A 19,390-nucleotide genomic window follows, 5' to 3' on the forward strand; every position below is an offset into this window, starting at 1 on the left:
CTATGGAAAGCAAACGCCTCGACAATGCCGCGATGGCGGCGGGGATCAGCCCCAACTATATCAATGCGCACGGTAAACCGCAGTCTATCGGTGCTGACACCAAACGGCGTTTGCTGGACGCAATGCACGCTACCGCCACGAAAGTGGCGGTGACGCCCGTCCCGAACGTCATGGTCTGGACGCATGGCAAAAAAATGGCCCTGACGGTTGAAGGCAGCGGTGAGTTTCACTGGCTGCTGACCACCGAAGAGGGCAAGCAATATCAGGGCGAAGCGACAGGCGGGAAAAACCTGGCGCTGCCCGCGCGTCTGCCTGAGGGCTATCACTCCCTCACGCTGACCCAGTCTGATGAACGCTGGCACTGCCGGGTGATTGTTGCCCCGGAACGCTGCTACGAACCGCTGGCGTTGAAAGAGAAAGAAAAACTGTGGGGCGCCTGCGTGCAGCTCTACACCCTGCGTTCTGAAAAGAACTGGGGAATTGGCGACTTTGGCGACCTGAAAGCGATGCTGCCTGAGATAGCCAAACGCGGCGGGGCATTTATTGGCCTCAACCCGATTCACGCGCTCTACCCGGCGAACCCGGAGAGCGCCAGCCCGTACAGCCCGTCTTCACGCCGCTGGCTGAACGTCATTTATATCGACGTCAACGCGGTGGAGGATTTCCAGCTCAGCGAAGAAGCGCAGACCTGGTGGAAAAAACCGGCTACGCAGAACGTGCTGAAAACCGCCTGCGATGCGGTGTGGGTTGATTACACAGCGGTAACGGAACTGAAAATGACCGCGCTGCGTATGGCGTGGACGCGTTTCGCTAAACGCGATGACGCACAGATGACCCAGTTTCGTCACTTTGTTGAACGTGAAGGTGACAGCCTCTATTGGCAGGCGGCGTATGACGCGCTGCACGCCAACCAGGTGAAAATCGACAAACTGCGCTGGGGCTGGCCTGCCTGGCCGGAAGCGTATCAGGACGTCGATAGCCCGGAAGTCCACGCCTTCTGCGAGCAACATGCCGATGAAGTCGATTTCTATCTTTGGCTGCAATGGCTGGCGTACACCCAGTTTGCTGCCTGCTGGCAGGAAAGCCAGCAATATGACATGCCGATTGGCCTCTATCGCGACCTGGCTGTGGGCGTGGCGGAAGGCGGCGCGGAAACCTGGTGTGACCGTGAGCTTTACTGCCTGAAAGCGTCAGTGGGTGCACCACCGGATATCCTTGGGCCGTTGGGGCAAAACTGGGGCCTGCCGCCGATGGATCCGCACATCATTACCGCGCGTGCCTACGAGCCGTTTATCGACCTGCTGCGCGCAAACATGAAAAACTGCGGCGCGCTGCGTATCGACCATGTGATGTCCGTGCTGCGTCTGTGGTGGATCCCTTACGGTGAAACGGCAGACCACGGCGCGTATGTGCATTACCCGGTGGATGATTTACTGTCGATTCTGGCGCTGGAGAGTAAACGCCATCGCTGCATGGTGATTGGTGAAGATCTCGGTACCGTACCGGTGGAGATTGTCGGCAAGCTGCGCAAGAGCGGGGTTTACTCGTACAAAGTGCTCTACTTCGAAAATGACAGCGACAAAACCTTCCGCGCACCAAAAGCCTACCCGGAACAATCCATGGCGGTTGCCACTACCCATGATCTGCCGACGCTGCGCGGCTACTGGGAAAGCGGTGACCTGACGCTCGGTCGGGCGCTGGGGCTTTATCCGGATGAAGTGGTGCTGCGTGGTTTGTATCAGGATCGCGAACTGGCGAAGCAGGGCTTGCTGGATGCGTTACACAAATATGGCGTGCTGCCAAAACGCGCCGGTCATAAAGCCAGCCTGATGAGCATGACCGACACGCTCAACCGCGGTATGCAGCGTTATATCGCTGACAGCAACAGTGCGCTGCTGGGGCTGCAACCGGAAGACTGGCTGAATATGGAAGAGCCGGTCAATATCCCTGGTACCAGCGATCAGTACAAAAACTGGCGTCGTAAGCTGACTACCAGTCTTGAGCAGATGTTTGCCGATGAACGGGTGAATAAGCTGATTAAGGATTTGGATAAGCGGCGCAAAGCGGCAGGTAAGAAGAAGTAAACGCGAAGCAAAGTATTCCCCTCACCCCGGCCCTCTCCCTTAGGGAGAGGGAGAAAACCGCACATACCTGACCACTAGCACAATCGGTTCCCTCTCCCTAAGGGAGAGGGTAAGGGTGAGGGTGAAAATCTCACATCAAACAACCATTCCGAGCAGCAGACAACCTACCAGACCACACACGGAGATGATGGTTTCCAGCATCGACCAGGATTTGATGGTCTCGCCGATAGTCAGGTTGAAGTACTCTTTGAACAGCCAGAAACCTGGATCGTTCACGTGAGAGAAGATAACACTACCGGAACCAACCGCGATAACCATCAGCTCCGGGCTCACGCCAGTAGTGGCAATCAGCGGGGCTGCGATACCACCGGCAGTAATTGCTGCAACGGTAGCAGAACCCAGTGCGATACGCAGCACGGCGGCGATAGACCAGGCCATCAGCAGCGGAGAAACGCTGGAGCCATGCATCATTGAAGCGATGTATTTGTCCACGCCACTATCAACCAGAACCTGTTTGAATGCGCCGCCACCACCGATGATCAACAGCATCATGGCAATGATTTTGATGGATGAGGTCAGCGTATCGTTCACCTGATCCATGTTACGACCACGATTCAGGCCGAACGTGAACACGGCAATCAGGACGGCAATCAGCGTTGCCATGACCGGGTCACCGAAAAACTCAGCGTACGGCAGCACCGCGTGGCCTTTCGGCAGCACCATTTCTGCAATGGCGCGCAGGGCCATCAGAATAACCGGAACCAGAGCCGTCCAGACGCTCACGCTGAAAGAAGGCATTTCTTCTTCTGTGAAGGTTTTCGGGTTGTGCAGGCCTTCCGGAATCGGCTTGTCGATGCTTTTCAGGCAGCGCGCATAAACCGGGCCCGCCAGAATTACGGTCGGGATGGCCAGCAGCGTACCGTACAGCAGGGTTTTACCCATGTCTGCGTGGAAGATGGTTGCAATCGCAGTTGGGCCTGGGTGCGGCGGCAGGAAGCCGTGCGTAACGGACAGCGCAGCAGCCATCGGCACACCGATATACAGCAGCGGAATACGTGCGGAAGCGGCGATGGTGAACACCAGCGGCAGCAACAGGACGAAGCCGACTTCATAGAACAGGGCAAAACCGACGGTGAAACCGGTCAGAACCACTGCCCACTGAATATTTTTACGACCGAATTTTTCGATAAGCGTGGTGGCGATACGCTGAGCACCGCCGCAGTCTGCCAGCAGTTTTCCGAGCATTGCGCCGAAGCCCATAATCAGCGCAAGGCTGCCCAGGGTTCCACCTACACCGTTTTTGATGGAGACGATGACTTTGTCGAGCGGCATTCCCTGCATTAACCCGACGGCGAGCGCCACCAGGATAAGGGCAATAAAGCCGTTCATTTTAAAACGGATCATCAGCAGTAATAACAGGATAACCCCGATAGCTACTATGACTAATGGCATGATGCACCTGGCCTTTAATTTATATGGGTAACGTCATTGTTTCAGTGACAACGTCCAATTGTCCCCGGAGAGGGTGGACACACTTCTTTGCGTCGGAATCTCACTTATGCCAGCTAAAGGATAGCTGGCTATTGATCTGCGTGACGACGCTATGGGACGGATGATACGGGTAACATGCGGGAGTGAGAATTACCTGTGCAGCATAAATGTAAAAATTGCGACAGATGTCATACTATTTGCCGGGGTTTTGCAAAGATGTGTATAGGAAATTGCGAGCCATGTTGCGCGGTAACATTACGGTGGTGGATGGGTGCGGGGTGAGACATTCGCCGGATGCGGCTTGCGCCTTATCCGGCCTACAAAATCTGTACAAAACGTAGGCCCGATCGGGCAACAGCGAGCACAAAACCGTAGGCCCGGTAAGCGCAGCGCCACCGGGCAAAGGGAAGGGGGTAAAACTTAGTAGTAAGAGTGTTCGCCGCGCTGGTGTTCGGTCAGATCGCGCACGCCTTTTAGTTCCGGGAATTCGGCAAGCAGCTGCTTTTCAATCCCTTCTTTCAGCGTCACATCTACCATCGAGCAACCGTTACAGCCGCCGCCGAACTGAAGAATTGCGTAACCTTCGTCGGTGATTTCCATCAGCGTCACGCGGCCACCGTGGCCGGCCAGCTGCGGGTTAACCTGCGACTGTATCATGTATTCAACGCGCTCCATCAGCGGCGCATCATCAGACACTTTACGCATTTTGGCGTTAGGCGCTTTCAGGGTCAGCTGAGAACCCAACTGGTCGGTAACAAAATCAATTTCCGCATCTTCCAGATACGGTGCGCTCAGCTCATCGACATAAGCGGTGAGTTGTTCAAATTTCAGGGCAGTGTCACTTGCTTCCACCGCATCCGGCGGGCAATAAGAAACGCCACATTCTGCGTTTGGCGTGCCAGGATTGATAACAAATACGCGGATTTGTGTACCTTCTTCCTGATTTACCAGCAGTTTGGCAAAGTGCGCTTGTGCAGCATCGGAAATACGGATCATAGCTTTGGCCTAATAGTTGACTACTTTAGTTGGTTATAATACGCCCATCAGAGGGGGTCTACAAGGTGCGACACAGGCACCATACCTGAACGCTCGCCGCGCCGTTTCGCAAAAGCAGGCGGGAAATTTCGGCGACAGTGCTGCCCGTGGTGACGACATCATCCACAATCACCATATGGAGCCCCTTCACCGGTAATTCAAGCCGGAAGGCATTTTTCAGGTTGTGGGCGCGTAACCTTGCGCTGAGCTGGTGCTGGGTGGCGGTTTTTCGCACGCGTTTAAGCGCGTGAGGATGCCAGGCGCAGCCGAGCCATTTCGCGAGCGACTGACACAACAGATCGCTCTGATTAAATCCCCGTCGCCAGTGACGCCGCTGCCAAAGCGGCACGCTGATGAGCCGGTCTGGCCGGGGGAATTCCGGCGTTTGCCGCGCCTTCAGCAGCATTAGCCGTGCCAGAATCGGGGCGAGCTCCGGTTTATCGCAGAATTTAAATTCATGAATCAAATGACTGAGCGGCGGGAGATAATCATTCACCGCTATTAACCGGCTCCAGGGCGGCGCCTTACGCAGGCAGCGCCCACATACGACATGCCCGGCGGCCGCCGGAAGGCCGCACTGTGGGCAGCGCGGTTGTGTGTTGAATAACGTTCGCGCGCAGCGGGAGCAGACGCCCCATCGTGAAATCGCCAGCGGCATTTGGCATAGCCAGCACAAGCTGTGGACTGTTAGCATATTGCACCTCGAAAGCTGGATGTGGGAACAATAACTGATGAACAACGTTTGGTGGCAAACCAAAGGTGAAGGAGATTGTCATCTTGTGCTGCTGCACGGATGGGGGCTGAATGCGCAGGTGTGGGATTGCATCACGGCGGAACTGAGCGCGCATTTCACGCTGCATCTTGTCGACCTGCCAGGCTTTGGCCGCAGCCGCGATTTCGGTGCAATGTCGCTGGATGCGATGGCGGAACATGTTCTCGCGCAGGCACCTGAACAGGCGATTTGGTTGGGCTGGAGCCTCGGTGGGCTGGTGGCGAGCCAGATAGCCCTGACGCATCCACAACGCGTCCAGGCGCTGATTACCGTCGCGTCATCCCCGTGCTTCTGCGCGCAGGACGACTGGGCCGGTATCAAGCCCGAGATTCTGGCGGGCTTCCAGCAGCAATTGAGCGAAGATTTTCAACGTACCGTTGAGCGTTTCCTCGCACTGCAAACGCTGGGCACGGAAAGCGCCAGGCAGGATGCGCGTGCGCTGAAAAGCACAGTGCTTTCACTGCCGATGCCGACCGTCGATGCGCTTAATGGCGGGCTGGAGATCCTGAAAACCGCTGATTTGCGTCAGGCGCTGACCTCACTGGAGAAACCTTTCCTGCGTCTTTATGGCCGACTGGATGGTCTGGTACCGCGCAAGATAGTTCCTGAGCTTGATGCCCTGTGGCCACAGAGTGAATCGTACCTTTTTGCCAAAGCCGCCCATGCACCGTTTATCTCGCATCCGGATGAATTTTGTCAGGTTATTCGCGAGTTTGCTGACGCTAAAATTTAATTTTTGCGCCCACATGGCAAAAGTTTCAAAGCGGAATAATACTTATCCTGCCGGTACGCTTAATGCGTTGATAGCCGTTGCGTACCGTATATAAAACAAAAACTTATATAAGGATAACGTTATGAAACTCGTTACAGGTATTGTCGCGACGCTGGTTATGGGCTCGCTCTCTTTCGGTGCATTAGCGGCGAAAGAAATTCAGAAAGAAGATGTCGCGAAGATGAATCTCACCAAAATTGGTGAAATCACGACCTCACGCACCACTTCACCGATGGATGCGAAGCGCGATTTGTCAAAAAAAGCGGATGAGCTGGGCGGGAAGTACTATGTGATTATCGCCGGTTCAAAGAATGAAAAAACCGTGCACGGTAACGCAGACGTTTATAAGTAATTAAAAAAGCGGGTCTTCGGACCCGCTTGAGACTGATGACAAACGCAACATTGCCTGATGCGCTATGCTTATCAGGCCTACAGGTTTCTGCAATATATTGAATTTGCACTATTTTGTAGGCCGGATAAGGCGTTTACGCCGCATCCGGCAAGAACAAAGCGCACTTTGCCATTAGCACAGCACCCACCACTCGCTCAGGCAGACGCGTCCTTCCGGGCACTGCTTACAGCTTCCCGACAGACAACCATCCGCCTCTTCCTGTACGCGACGCGCTTTACCCATCGCTTCCAGACGTTCCAGCATGGCATCGATCATCGGCTGCGGCGTGTGTAACTGCGCGCTGAGTTGTGATGCCCCCATACGCCCTTGCAGTGCCAGCATATCGCGAACCTCAATTAACGATGCCATCGCCTCTCCTTAGTGGCAACTGCCAGAAGTTTCGTGGGCGTGAACGGTTTTACGCGTCGCCAGCAGGTTCACATCTACGCGGCTACGAGCCCGGCGCAGCGCGCCAATCACGATTACGTTAAACAGAATCACTGCCAGAATGCACACCAGGCTGTACTGCGGATGTTGTTTAAAGCTGGTCGCCTGATAGAACAGTGTCGACAGCGAGTAAGCGACGTTCAGCCCCCACAGCACCGAGAAGCCCATCCAGCCGCGGCTGGATTCACGGGCAATCGCACCCATTACCGAAATGCACGGAATGTAGAGCAGGACGAAAATCAGGTAGCTGTAGGCCGCTGCTGCGCTGCCGAATTTGCTGCTCATCACGCCCATCGCGCCGGTCGCCATTTCGCCGTCGCCCTTACTGGCTTCGATTGGGTTCGCCAGCACGCTCAGGCTAAAGGTGTCTTTCAGGCTCTGCCAGGTTTCATCGGCTGCGCCCAGAAGCTCATCGGTCAGGCTGAAGGTGGCCGGGTCAAAATCCTCTTCCTGGATATTTTCAGCCGTGTAGAGGGTGTTCAGCGTACCGACCACCACTTCTTTCGCCATCGCCCCGGTAAACAGGCCCACTGCCGCCTGCCAGTTGTCTTCATGCACACCAATCGGTTTCAGCAGCGGCGTTAACTGACGGCTGACAGAGGCGAGGGCAGAGTCATTGATGTTATCAACCGCCTGGCCGCTCAGGGAGAAGCTGTTCAGCGCACTCAGGAAAATACTGACGATAACGATGACTTTACCCGCGCGAACTACAAAACCTTTCAGGCGTTGCCAGGTCTGAATAAACAGGCTCTTCAGATGCGGGATGTGATAAACCGGCAGCTCCATCACGAACGGCGAGGCTTCACCACGCATGATGGTGTATTTCAGCATCAGACCGGTGAGGATCGCCATCACGATGCCCAGTACGTAAAGCGAGAAGACCGCCAGCGCGCCCTGTTGACCAAAGAACGCCGCCGCGAAGACGGCGAAGATTGCCAGACGTGCGCCGCAGGACATAAACGGCGCCATCATAATGGTCATCAAGCGTTCACGCGGCGCATCGAGTGTACGTGCGCCCATGACCGAGGGCACGTTACAGCCGAAACCGACAATCAGCGGTACGAAGGATTTGCCCGGCAGGCCAAGCGACTGCATTAAACGGTCCATCACGAATGCGGCACGCGCCATGTAGCCGGAGTCTTCAAGGAAGGAGAGGAACAGGTACATCATGCCGATTTGCGGCACCAGCGGCAGCACGGTGTTGATCCCGCCGCCAATCCCTTGTGCAAGGAAAATGGTCAGCCATTCCGGGAAGTGCAGCGTTGCGCCTACCCATTGAATGCCGTGAATAAAGATAGCGACCGAGCCGCCATCGAAAATAGGCTGCAATGCGCCGCCGATGTTAATTGCCAGCAGGAACATCAGGTACATCACGAACAGGAAAATCGGTAGCCCCAGCACGCGGTTGAGCACGATTTTATCCACCGCCGCGGTGAAGCGGCTGGGCTCGGCGGTTAGCGTGTTACTGACGCTGTCGCAAATGGCTGAGATGCTCTGATAACGCGCATCGGCGATGTGCAGTGCAGGGTCGTCCAGTTCGTCGTTAAGATTCGCTAATGCAATATCGAGTTTGTCCGCCGCATCGCCTGCGTAGGCGCGGCTGTAGATATCGCCTTCCAGCATCTGCATGCCGAGCCAATGGCGCTGTTTCGCTGGAATGGATTCCGGCATCGCGCGCGCCAGATTCTCTGCTTCACGCAGCAGCGGGGCGGCGTAATGCACCAGCTCAATCTCATCGTTGCTTTGATAGCGGTCAACTGCCAGCTTCAGGGCGTCGATCCCGCGGCCACGCGTGGAAACCAGCGGAACCACCGGGCAACCCAGACGGGCGGAGAGGGCGTCGATATCAATGCGGATTTGCTGTTTTTCCGCAATATCCAGCATGTTAAGCGCCACGATGCAGGGAATGCCCAGCTCAAGCAGTTGCAGCGTCAGGTAAAGGTTGCGCTCAAGGTTGGAGGCATCGACGACGTTAATCAGTAAATTCGCATCGCCGCTTAAAATATAGTGACAGGCAATCTGTTCATCGAGTGATGTCTGCGAGGAAATCGTCGTCAGGGAATAGGTTCCCGGCAGATCTACCAGAGTGACGTTATGGTCAGTGGTTGAAAAACTCCCTTCTTTACGCTCGACCGTTACCCCGGACCAGTTCCCCACACGCTGACGTGCGCCGGTTAATTGATTGAATAATGTTGTCTTGCCGGAATTAGGATTACCAATTAAGCCAATGGTTAGTTTTTTCATTTTTTGTGAACTCTATAACAGCTAAATCGGATTAACGGGAAACGGATTCAAGATCCAGAAATTCCAAATCTTTTTTGCGTAGGACTAAACTGACTCGACGCGTTTCAATATGAATGGGATCGCCTAATGGCGCGACACGCACTACCTGGAAAGAGGAGCCGGGCAGCATACCAAGCGACAGCAGTTTCTGACGCCAGGCCGGGCTGATTTCACGGGAGAAGCCAGTAATTTTCCACGCACTATCAGGAGTAAATTGCATAGGGCCTACTTATTTCATCGCGAGTCACTGTCGCGCGGGTTCAACAGAAACGAACGGAAAGGCGCGCGAACATGAGAGAGGTTAATTAATCTACAATACGATGATAATGAGAATGGTTTGTATCTTCAATAGATAAAATGTGACCGGATGTTCTTTCTGAGAATAAAGTGGCGCAAAGTTGATTTGGCTCAAAACAATTCGGGTAAACCGTATGTTTGTTTATTTCATCGAATGTTAATGCGGTGATAATAATGCTAAATATAAAAACGATTAACCTATTTCCGAAATAAAAAGCCCGATAATGTTTATCGGGCCCACAGACGTTTCTGGTTTGTAGGCCGGGTAAGCGCAGCGCCACCCGGCAAAACAAAGCGCACGATTTAGCGTTTTTTCCCCATCGCCGCCGCCAGCGCATCCATCATTGCGCTGTTACCCGCAGGCTGCGCATCGCGACCGCGTGGTTTCGCTGCTTTGGCCGCCGGGCGATTGCCCTGGTTGCGCTCATTGCTGCTACCGCCGCGACGAGCGTTGGTTTCACCCGGCTGCTCGTCCAGACGCATGGTCAACGCAATACGTTTACGCGGCAGGTCCACTTCCAGCACTTTCACTTTGACGATATCACCGGCCTTCACCACCGTATGCGGATCTTCCACGAACTTATCCGCCAGCGACGAGATGTGAACCAGGCCATCCTGATGCACGCCGATATCGACAAATGCGCCAAAGTTGGTGACGTTGGTGACCGCACCTTCCAGAATCATCCCCGGCAGCAGGTCGTTCATGGTTTCTACGCCATCAGCGAACTGCGCGGTTTTAAACTCAGGACGCGGGTCACGGCCCGGTTTTTCCAGCTCTTTAATGATATCGGTGACGGTTGGCACGCCGAAACGCTCGTCGGTGAATTCAGAGGCTTTCAGATTACGTAGCTCGCTGCTGTTGCCCATCAGATCTTTCAGCGCCTGCTGAGTCCGCGCCAGGATACGCTCGACCACCGGATACGCTTCCGGGTGCACCGTTGAGGCATCCAGCGGGTTATCGCCGTGGTTAATACGCAGGAAGCCCGCGCACTGTTCAAACGCTTTTGGCCCCAGACGGCTGACTTTAAGCAGTTGCTGACGGTTCTGGAACTGACCGTTCTCATCGCGCCAGCTGACAATATTCTGCGCCATCATGCGCGTCAGGCCCGCTACGCGGGTCAGCAGCGGCACGGAGGCGGTATTCAGGTCTACGCCCACGGCGTTCACGCAGTCTTCCACCACCGCATCCAGTTTACGTGCCAGCGAGGTCTGGCTGACGTCGTGCTGATACTGGCCGACACCGATAGATTTCGGGTCGATTTTTACCAGCTCGGCGAGCGGATCCTGCAAACGACGGGCGATAGAAACCGCGCCACGCAGGGAAACGTCGAGATCCGGGAATTCCAGCGCCGCCAGCTCAGACGCGGAGTAAACCGATGCGCCTGCTTCGCTGACGATCACTTTCTGCGCCGTCACTTTCGGGAACTGTTTCTGCACGTCGAGGAAGAAACGCTCCGTTTCGCGTGAAGCCGTACCGTTACCGATAGCGACCAGCTCAACGTTATGCTTCTCGCACAGCGCTGCCACGGCAACGGCTGCTTTCGCCGCCTGCCCCGTATGCGGGTAGATGGTGTCGGTGGCGACCAGTTTGCCCGTCGCATCGACCACAGCCACTTTCACGCCGGTACGCAGGCCCGGATCGAGGCCCATCGTCGCGCGCAGGCCCGCAGGTGCGGCCATCAGCAGGTCGTGCAGGTTACGGGCGAAGACGTTAATTGCTTCGTCTTCCGCGCGCTCGCGCACGGTGCCCATCAGTTCGGTTTCCAGGTGCATCAGCACCTTGATGCGCCACGTCCAGCTCACTACGCCTTTACGCCAGCTATCCGCCGGGGCGTTGTTCAGGCGCAGGCCGAGGTGATCGATAATAATCTGTTCGCCGTGGCTCTCTTTTGGCGGCTCGTCGAACTGCGGGTCGGCATTCAGCGAGAGTTGCAGGATGCCTTCGTTGCGACCACGGAACATCGCCAGCGCGCGGTGAGACGGCACGGTAGAAATCGGTTCGTGATGGTCGAAGTAGTCGCGGAATTTCGCGCCTTCTTCCTCTTTGCCTGCCACCACGGTCGCCACGATGTGGGCGTTTTTCCACAGATAATCACGCACTTTCGCCAGCAGGCCCGCGTCTTCAGCAAAACGCTCCATCAGGATATAGCGCGCGCCATCCAGCGCGGCTTTGGTGTCCGCTACGCCTTTGTCGGCATCGATAAATTTGGCGGCTTCCGTTTCCGGGTCATGTGACGGTTCGTTCCACAGCAGCTCAGCCAGCGGTTCCAGCCCGGCTTCAATGGCGATTTGCCCGCGTGTGCGACGTTTTTGTTTATACGGAAGGTAGAGGTCTTCGAGTTCTGTTTTACTGAGGGTGCCGTTGATGGCTTTTTCCAGCGATTCGGTGAGTTTACCTTGCTCGCTGATTGACTTGAGGATGGTCTGGCGACGATCTTCAAGTTCACGCAAATAGCCCAGTCGGGATTCCAGATTACGCAACTGCGTGTCATCCAGACCGCCGGTGACTTCCTTACGATAACGTGCAATAAACGGCACGGTATTCCCATCATCAAGCAGGCGAACGGCGGCTTCCACCTGTTCTGCGCGTGCCTGAAGTTCACCCGCAATAATGCGGCAGAGCGAATCATTCATCATGGTGTTGTCATCTGTTGGGTCGAAAAAATCAGGGGATAGTTATACGGATTGACCGGCAAAAATGCCAGTCGCCACCGTATTCTCTCGGATTGTTCCAGGCGCGCTACTTCACATATTCGATCTCATTGATGTACCAGCTCGCTTCACCGGCGGGCGTTTGCACCACTGCCAGATCGCCAACCTCTTTTTTTAGCAGGCCGCGCGCCATTGGCGAATCAATTGAGATGTAGTCATTACGGCCAAATATTTCATCGTAGCCGACAATGCGAAAGCGTTTCACATCGCCGTCGTCGTTTTCAATTTCCACCCATGCGCCAAAGAAGACTTTTCCTTCCTGCTGCGGTGAATAATCAACAATTTTTAGGTTTTCCAGACATTTGGTGAGATAACGCACGCGGCGGTCGATTTCACGCAGGCGCTTTTTATTGTACTGGTAATCGGCGTTTTCACTGCGATCGCCAAGGCTTGCAGCCCAGGTCACTTTTTTGGTGACTTCCGGGCGTTCCTCGCGCCAGAGGTAATCCATCTCTTTTTTCAGTTTTTCATACCCTTCACGGGTAATTAAAGGCGTTTTCATCCGCGTTTCCTGCCTTCTGCTGGCCTGTTGGAAAGCACAAAAGAGTCCAACAGGATGAATAATGTGTCTTATGATTAAATGTATACTTAAGCCGCTGTAAAATATGCTTTGTAACAATTTAGCCTGGAATTTATACCAGATTTAACTGGTGACCGGCTTACGCTTTTTTAAGAATACGCACTCATAATTGTTGCGAACCTTTGGGAGTAAAAACAATGCAAGAGAATTATAAGATTCTGGTGGTCGATGACGACATGCGCCTGCGTGCGCTGCTTGAACGTTATCTGACCGAGCAGGGTTTCCAGGTTCGAAGCGTAGCCAACGCCGAACAGATGGATCGCCTGTTAACCCGCGAATCCTTCCATCTTATGGTACTGGATTTAATGCTGCCAGGCGAAGACGGTTTGTCCATTTGCCGCCGTCTGCGTAGCCAAAGCAACCCAATGCCGATCATCATGGTGACGGCGAAGGGCGAAGAAGTTGACCGTATCGTCGGGTTGGAAATCGGTGCTGATGACTACATTCCAAAACCGTTCAACCCGCGTGAACTGCTGGCCCGTATTCGTGCGGTGCTGCGTCGTCAGGCGAACGAACTGCCGGGCGCGCCTTCTCAGGAAGAGGCGGTGATTGCCTTCGGTAAGTTCAAGCTGAACCTCGGTACGCGTGAAATGTTCCGTGAAGATGAGCCGATGCCGCTGACCAGCGGGGAATTTGCAGTACTCAAAGCGCTGGTGAGCCATCCGCGTGAACCGCTCTCCCGCGATAAGCTGATGAACCTGGCGCGCGGTCGCGAGTACTCCGCGATGGAGCGTTCCATCGACGTCCAGATCTCCCGCCTGCGCCGCATGGTGGAAGAAGATCCGGCCCATCCGCGCTATATTCAGACCGTTTGGGGTCTGGGTTACGTCTTTGTCCCGGACGGTTCTAAGGCATGAGGCGATTGCGCTTCTCGCCGCGAAGCTCGTTTGCCCGCACGTTATTGCTGATTGTCACCTTGCTGTTTGTCAGCCTGGTGACAACCTATCTTGTGGTGCTGAACTTCGCGATTCTGCCAAGCCTCCAGCAGTTTAATAAAGTTCTCGCCTACGAAGTCCGTATGCTGATGACCGATAAACTTGAGCTGGAGGACGGTACGCAGCTGGTGGTGCCGCCTGCGTTCCGCCGCGAAATTTACCGCGAACTTGGTATCTCGCTCTATTCCGATGAAGCGGCGGAAGAGGCGGGGCTGCGCTGGGCGCAGCATTATGAATTTTTAAGCCAGCAGATGGCGACGCAACTGGGTGGCCCAACGGAAGTGCGCGTTGAGGTCAACAAAAGCTCGCCCGTCGTCTGGCTGAAAACCTGGTTGTCTCCCAACATCTGGGTGCGTGTTCCCCTTACCGAAATTCATCAGGGCGATTTCTCGCCGCTGTTCCGTTACACACTCGCAATCATGCTGCTGGCGATAGGCGGCGCGTGGCTGTTTATCCGCATTCAGAACCGACCGTTAGTCGACCTCGAACATGCGGCGCTCCAGGTCGGTAAAGGGATGATCCCGCCGCCGCTGCGCGAATATGGCGCGTCGGAAGTGCGTTCGGTAACCCGCGCCTTTAACCATATGGCCGCGGGCGTGAAACAACTGGCCGATGACCGCACCTTGCTGATGGCGGGCGTCAGCCACGACCTGCGCACGCCGCTCACCCGTATTCGTCTGGCGACGGAGATGATGGGCGAGCAGGACGGCTATCTGGCGGAGTCGATCAACAAAGATATCGAAGAGTGCAACGCCATTATCGAACAGTTCATCGACTACCTGCGCACCGGGCAGGAGATGCCGATGGAGATGGCGGATCTTAATGCTGTGCTTGGCGAAGTGATTGCCGCCGAAAGTGGTTATGAGCGCGAGATTGAGACCGATCTCCAGGCGGGGGAAATTCTGCTGCGTATGCATCCGCTCTCCATCAAACGCGCGCTGGCGAATATGGTGGTGAACGCGGCGCGTTACGGTAATGGCTGGATTAAAGTTAGCAGCGGCAGCGAACTCAACCGCGCGTGGTTCCAGGTGGAAGATAACGGTCCGGGGATTAAACCCGAGCAGCGCAAACATCTGTTCCAGCCGTTTGTGCGCGGCGATAGCGCCCGCAGCACCAGCGGCACGGGGCTTGGGCTGGCAATTGTGCAGCGTATTATCGATAACCATAACGGCCTGCTGGAGATTGACACCAGCGAACGTGGCGGACTGTTGATTCGCGCCTGGCTTCCGATTCCGGTGGCGCATGTACAGGGGCCGGTGAAAGAGGGTTAAAGCCCCCTCACCCTAACCCTCTCCCTCAGGGAGAGGGAACCGATCGTGCCCGTTGTTTTCCCCCTCTCCCTGTGGGAGAGGGCCGGGGTGAGGGGCTGTCGCAGGCCGGGCACACTCGCTAAACCCTGGCCAAAAAAAATCCCCCAACCTCACGGAAGGGGGATTTCATCATCTATCCTGGCCGATTACAGCTTTGGCCCAGCGCTGACCAGCGCGGCACCTGCTGGAGTATCGGTGTATTTCTCGAAGTTCTCGATAAACAGTTTCGCCAGTGCGGTGGCTTTTTCCTGCCACTGTTCCGGTGAACCGTAGGTGTTACGCGGGTCGAGAATGTGCGTATCCACGCCCGGCAGTTCGGTTGGGATCTGCAAATCGAACATCGGCAGGGTGAAGGTTTCTGCGTTATCCAGCGAACCGTTCAGGATGGCGTCGATAATAGCGCGGGTATCTTTAATCGAGATACGTTTGCCGGTGCCGTTCCAGCCGGTGTTGACCAGGTACGCCTGCGCGCCAGAGGCTTTCATGCGTTTCACCAGCACTTCTGCGTACTGCGTCGGGTGCAGCGACAGGAATGCCGCGCCGAAGCAGGAGGAGAAGGTTGGCGTTGGTTCGTTAACGCCACGCTCGGTGCCGGCCAGTTTGGCGGTAAAGCCAGACAGGAAGTGGTACTGCGTTTGATCGGCGGTCAGACGAGAAACCGGCGGCAGTACACCAAACGCATCTGCCGTCAGGAAGATAACTTTGGTCGCGTGACCTGCTTTGGAAACGGGCTTCACGATATTATCGATGTGATAAATCGGGTAAGAGACGCGGGTGTTCTCGGTTTTCGAGTTGTCGTCGAAATCGATGGTGCCATCGGCACGTACTACCACGTTTTCCAGCAGCGCATCGCGGCGAATCGCGTTGTAGATTTCCGGTTCCGCTTCTTTAGAGAGCTTGATGGTTTTCGCGTAGCAACCGCCTTCGAAGTTGAAGACGCCATCGTCGTCCCAGCCGTGCTCGTCATCGCCAATCAGGCGACGTTTCGGGTCGGTGGACAGCGTGGTTTTGCCGGTGCCGGAAAGACCAAAGAAGACCGCCACATCACCTTTCTCGCCCACGTTCGCGGAGCAGTGCATGGACGCGATGCCCTTCAGCGGCAGCAGGTAGTTCATGATAGAGAACATCCCTTTTTTCATTTCGCCGCCGTACCAGGTACCGCCAATCAGCTGAATGCGCTCGGTCAGGTTGAAGGCAATGAAGTTCTCAGAGTTCAGACCCTGTTCTTTCCACTGCGGGTTGGTGCATTTCGCGCCGTTCATCACGATAAAGTCTGGCTTGAAGGTTGCCAGTTCTTCTTCAGTGGGGCGAATAAACATGTTTTTGACGAAGTGTGCCTGCCAGGCGACCTCGGTGATGAAGCGCACGGAAAGACGGGTATCTTCGTTCGCGCCACAGAAAGCGTCGATAATAAACAGACGCTTACCAGAAAGTTGTTTTGAAACGAGTCCTTTCAGGTGCTGCCAGGTTTCCTGAGAGAGCGGCTTGTTGTCGTTCTTTCCTTTGCCTTTATCAGACCACCAAACGGTATCACGGGTTGTGTCATCACGGACGATGTACTTATCTTTCGGTGAACGGCCGGTAAAGATACCGGTGTCGACGTTGATAGCACCGAGATTGGTCAGGACGCCACGCTCGTAACCTTCCAGGTTAGGATCAAGCTCTTCCTGATACAGCGTGTCGTAATCCGGATTGTAGACAATCTCCTGTGCATCGTTGATACCATAAGCCTTGAGATCCTGCGGAGTTAAACCATTGCGCATTTCACTGCTCCTTAGCCAATTGTATTGCTACAAATTCTATGGGTATTTTAGGGGTGTTGACCGCGACCAGGCTCATAGATTTACGTATCCCGACAAAACGTCTACTTACGAATTCATTGTGACTCCTGTCACGAAGCGGCACCGATTATGGCAGGAAAATGACTTGAATTGGGGTAAATGTTCTTAATTGGTTAAAAAATGGTTTAAAATACGATGTTTATGTGAATGTAATCGCATTTCTGAAAGAAAATTACGTAACCCTTTCATGAAAAAAATCGATTCACCTCGCTGAGCCATTTTGCGAATTTCCACACTTTCTGAGCCTGATAGCAGACCCAATGTGATATTCGCGCTTACAGCCCATTGGTGAATACGGACAGGGATAACGTTGAATTTTCCCGCCCCACGTGATGTTCGAGAGCTAAAGTTGTTACTCTGGGGATACAACAGAATTTAAAAAAATGCCCGGTGGCGTTACGCTTACCGGGCCTACATATGGCATTTTTCAAAGCCGGATAATTAATGCACCTGCGGATCTGCCGGAGAGGCATTATTGCGGATTTCCGCAATATCCATGGCGTTGAAAACGTAATGGCTACCGCAGTAATCGCAGTGCATATCGATTTCGCCTTCATCGGCCAGGATGCTGTCGATTTCTTCATCCGGCAGCGTTTTCAGCGCGCCAGCACAGCGCTCACGGGAGCAGGTACACTTGAACTCAACGTCCTGCGGGTCGTAGATCGTCACTTCTTCTTCGTGATACAGACGCCACAGCACATCGTTCGCCGGCAGGGTGAACAGCTCTTCGCCTTTGATGGTCTCGGTTAGCGCTGCCAGGTGATCGAAATCATCACGCTGCGCGTCCTGTGCAGGCATCACCTGCAACAGCATACCGCCAGCCGCGGGTTTACCGTTCGCTTCGCCGGTGCGGATAAACAGACGCGTCGGTAACTGCTCAGAGCGCTGGAAGTAATCTTCCAGACATGCCGCCAGCGTATCACCTTCCAGACCCACCACGCCCTGATAGCGTTCGCCCTCTTCCGGGGTAATGGTGATAACCAGATAGCCATTCCCGACCAGCGCTTTCAGGTCTGCATCGGCAGGAATATCGCCCTGCACGCGCGCCACGCCGCGCAGCTGCTGCTGGTTGTTGCCGTTGATCACGGCCAGCGTCATCGGGCCATCACCCTGCAACTGAACGGTAATATCGCCCGCGAACTTCAGCGTTGCGGTCAGCAGGCTGGTGGCAACCAGCAGCTCGGCCAGCACGTTTTTCACCGGCTGCGGGTAGTCGTGGTTCGCGAGGATCTGTTCGAGGGTGTCTGATACGGTGACCAGTTCGCCACGGACGGCATAGTTTTCAAACAGATAGCGATGTAATTGATCGTGTTGAGTCATAATTTTCTCTCTTGAGGCGCCAGTCACTCACTGTCGCCATATTTAAATCTCATCAGGTCGCGGCGCTCTTTTTTATCCGGGCGTCGGTCCGGATGCGGCATCGTCAGCGCGTTGAGTTTACGTGCCAGCGCGACTTTCTCGCGCTTCTCAATGCTTTCAGCCGTCTCTTCATAAAGCAGCATGGCTTCGCTGGCCGGGCGACGCTGTTCGGTAATGTTTTTCACCACTACCACGCGTTCGTCGTTGCCCTGGCGTAAGGTTATCTGTGCGTTGAGTTCGACTATTTTACTGGGTTTGCTGCGCTGCCCGTTATAGTGAACCTTGCCACCGTCAACCATCTCCCTCGCCAGTGCCCGGGTTTTATAGAAGCGTGCGGCCCATAACCATTTATCCAGCCGTACGCCCGCTACGGACTTCTCTTTCATGGTCACTCCTTCACTTGAGTGAGGGGATCAGACGACGGTAATCATTCAGGGCGGGATGACGTAAATAGCTTTTGTCCGCCAGACCGGAGTCCGGGTTGGTGACGCCTAAACAGTAGCGAATACCAAATGTCGCTGCCGCGTCCAGAATCGCCTCGCTGTCGTCGATAAACAGCGTGCGCTCCGCTTTCAGCCCTGTATGTTCCGCTACCGCCTGCCACAACCGCTGATCCTCTTTCGGATAACCAAATGTGTGGGTGGAAAGCAATAAATCAAGGTGTGCATCAAGACCGGTGTGTTCCAGCTTAACGGAAAGGTTGTACGGATGCGCGTTGGTCAGCAGAATGCGCCGCTTACCGCTCGCCTGTAAGGCATTGAGAAAAGGCACAGTATCATCACGCAGCGCCGCACGCGGCCCCTGCTCGCGGGTCATCGCACAAATATCCAAACCCAGCCGGTCACTCCAGTAATCAAGACAGTACCAGTTTAGCGTATGCTGCACATCGTGGTACTCCTGGCGCAGCGCGTCACGCGCTTCCTGTGGCGTCAGACCTTTCTGGCTGCCATAAGTCTCAGGCACCAGCGTTTGCCAGAAGTAATTATCGAATGCGAGGTCGAGCAGCGTACCATCCATATCCAGCAGGACGGTATCGACGTCCTGCCAGGCGATGTCAAAATGCATGAGGAGCCTCCAGCCA

Annotated in this window: 17 protein-coding genes; 5 read left to right on the forward strand and 12 right to left on the reverse strand. The window is 54.9% G+C overall.

Features of this window, described 5'->3' with window-relative positions; genetic code table 11:
• Positions 1-2 precede the first annotated feature (2 nt).
• Positions 3-2,084, forward strand: a complete 2,082-nt coding sequence (malQ, locus tag DBY68_RS15715; protein ID WP_108476580.1) for a 4-alpha-glucanotransferase — start codon at positions 3-5, stop codon at positions 2,082-2,084.
• 135 nt (positions 2,085-2,219) lie between these two features.
• Here the strand turns inward: malQ and gntT are convergent, their stop codons facing one another.
• From gntT to gntX, 3 genes are all read right to left on the reverse strand, one after another.
• Positions 2,220-3,536: a gluconate transporter gene (gntT, locus tag DBY68_RS15720; RefSeq protein WP_108476581.1), complete on the reverse strand. Its 1,317-nt coding sequence runs from the start codon at positions 3,534-3,536 to the stop codon at positions 2,220-2,222.
• Between the two features lie 459 nt (positions 3,537-3,995).
• A complete protein-coding gene (nfuA, locus tag DBY68_RS15725) occupies positions 3,996-4,571 on the reverse strand; it encodes a Fe-S biogenesis protein NfuA (RefSeq protein ID WP_108476582.1) in 576 nt (191 codons plus the stop codon).
• 58 nt (positions 4,572-4,629) lie between these two features.
• The gene (gene gntX / locus DBY68_RS15730; protein ID WP_108476583.1) at positions 4,630-5,304 is read right to left on the reverse strand and encodes a DNA utilization protein GntX; all 675 of its coding nucleotides are present in this window, start codon (positions 5,302-5,304) and stop codon (positions 4,630-4,632) included.
• 37 nt (positions 5,305-5,341) lie between these two features.
• On the opposite strand from gntX, the gene bioH reads away from it, so the two are divergent.
• Both bioH and DBY68_RS15740 read left to right on the forward strand, forming a co-directional pair.
• On the forward strand, positions 5,342-6,115 hold the full coding sequence (gene bioH / locus DBY68_RS15735; RefSeq protein WP_108476584.1) for a pimeloyl-ACP methyl ester esterase BioH: 774 nt from the start codon (positions 5,342-5,344) through the stop codon (positions 6,113-6,115).
• A 121-nt stretch (positions 6,116-6,236) separates the two neighbouring features.
• Positions 6,237-6,506, forward strand: coding sequence for a YdgH/BhsA/McbA-like domain containing protein (locus tag DBY68_RS15740; RefSeq protein WP_108476585.1), 270 nt, complete (start codon positions 6,237-6,239; stop codon positions 6,504-6,506).
• A 171-nt stretch (positions 6,507-6,677) separates the two neighbouring features.
• On the opposite strand, the gene feoC is transcribed toward DBY68_RS15740, so the two are convergent.
• The 5 genes from feoC to greB all read right to left on the reverse strand — a co-directional run bounded on the left by feoC (position 6,678) and on the right by greB (position 12,786).
• Positions 6,678-6,914, reverse strand: a complete 237-nt coding sequence (gene feoC, locus DBY68_RS15745) for a [Fe-S]-dependent transcriptional repressor FeoC (RefSeq protein ID WP_108476586.1) — start codon at positions 6,912-6,914, stop codon at positions 6,678-6,680.
• A 9-nt stretch (positions 6,915-6,923) separates the two neighbouring features.
• On the reverse strand, positions 6,924-9,236 hold the full coding sequence (gene feoB, locus DBY68_RS15750) for a Fe(2+) transporter permease subunit FeoB (RefSeq protein WP_108476587.1): 2,313 nt from the start codon (positions 9,234-9,236) through the stop codon (positions 6,924-6,926).
• A gap of 31 nt (positions 9,237-9,267) precedes the next feature.
• A complete protein-coding gene (gene feoA / locus DBY68_RS15755) occupies positions 9,268-9,495 on the reverse strand; it encodes a ferrous iron transporter A (RefSeq protein WP_108476588.1) in 228 nt (75 codons plus the stop codon).
• Between the two features lie 380 nt (positions 9,496-9,875).
• Entirely contained in the window at positions 9,876-12,209 is a 2,334-nt protein-coding gene (locus DBY68_RS15760; protein ID WP_108476589.1) for a Tex family protein, read from the reverse strand.
• Between the two features lie 103 nt (positions 12,210-12,312).
• The gene (gene greB, locus DBY68_RS15765; RefSeq protein ID WP_015962674.1) at positions 12,313-12,786 is read right to left on the reverse strand and encodes a transcription elongation factor GreB; all 474 of its coding nucleotides are present in this window, start codon (positions 12,784-12,786) and stop codon (positions 12,313-12,315) included.
• 215 nt (positions 12,787-13,001) lie between these two features.
• On the opposite strand from greB, the gene ompR reads away from it, so the two are divergent.
• Both ompR and envZ read left to right on the forward strand, forming a co-directional pair.
• Positions 13,002-13,721 carry a two-component system response regulator OmpR gene (ompR, locus tag DBY68_RS15770; RefSeq protein WP_001157751.1) on the forward strand — a complete coding sequence of 240 codons (720 nt, stop codon included), beginning with the start codon at positions 13,002-13,004 and terminating at the stop codon, positions 13,719-13,721.
• Positions 13,718-15,070: a two-component system sensor histidine kinase EnvZ gene (envZ, locus tag DBY68_RS15775; protein ID WP_108476590.1), complete on the forward strand. Its 1,353-nt coding sequence runs from the start codon at positions 13,718-13,720 to the stop codon at positions 15,068-15,070. Before ompR ends, envZ begins: the two co-directional genes overlap by 4 nt.
• A gap of 185 nt (positions 15,071-15,255) precedes the next feature.
• Here envZ and pckA read toward each other — a convergent pair whose 3' ends face one another.
• The 4 genes from pckA to yrfG all read right to left on the reverse strand — a co-directional run bounded on the left by pckA (position 15,256) and on the right by yrfG (position 19,374).
• Positions 15,256-16,872, reverse strand: a complete 1,617-nt coding sequence (pckA, locus tag DBY68_RS15780) for a phosphoenolpyruvate carboxykinase (ATP) (protein ID WP_108476591.1) — start codon at positions 16,870-16,872, stop codon at positions 15,256-15,258.
• A 519-nt stretch (positions 16,873-17,391) separates the two neighbouring features.
• Positions 17,392-18,270 (reverse strand): Hsp33 family molecular chaperone HslO, encoded by an 879-nt coding sequence (gene hslO, locus DBY68_RS15785; protein ID WP_108476592.1) that lies wholly within the window; start codon positions 18,268-18,270, stop codon positions 17,392-17,394.
• Between the two features lie 23 nt (positions 18,271-18,293).
• Positions 18,294-18,695, reverse strand: coding sequence for a ribosome-associated heat shock protein Hsp15 (gene hslR, locus DBY68_RS15790; RefSeq protein ID WP_108476593.1), 402 nt, complete (start codon positions 18,693-18,695; stop codon positions 18,294-18,296).
• Positions 18,696-18,705: 10 nt separating this feature from the next.
• Positions 18,706-19,374 (reverse strand): GMP/IMP nucleotidase, encoded by a 669-nt coding sequence (gene yrfG, locus DBY68_RS15795; protein WP_108476594.1) that lies wholly within the window; start codon positions 19,372-19,374, stop codon positions 18,706-18,708.
• Positions 19,375-19,390 lie beyond the last annotated feature (16 nt).

Source organism: Pseudocitrobacter sp. RIT415, assembly GCF_003057695.2.
GTDB classification, from domain to species: domain Bacteria; phylum Pseudomonadota; class Gammaproteobacteria; order Enterobacterales; family Enterobacteriaceae; genus Pseudocitrobacter; species Pseudocitrobacter faecalis.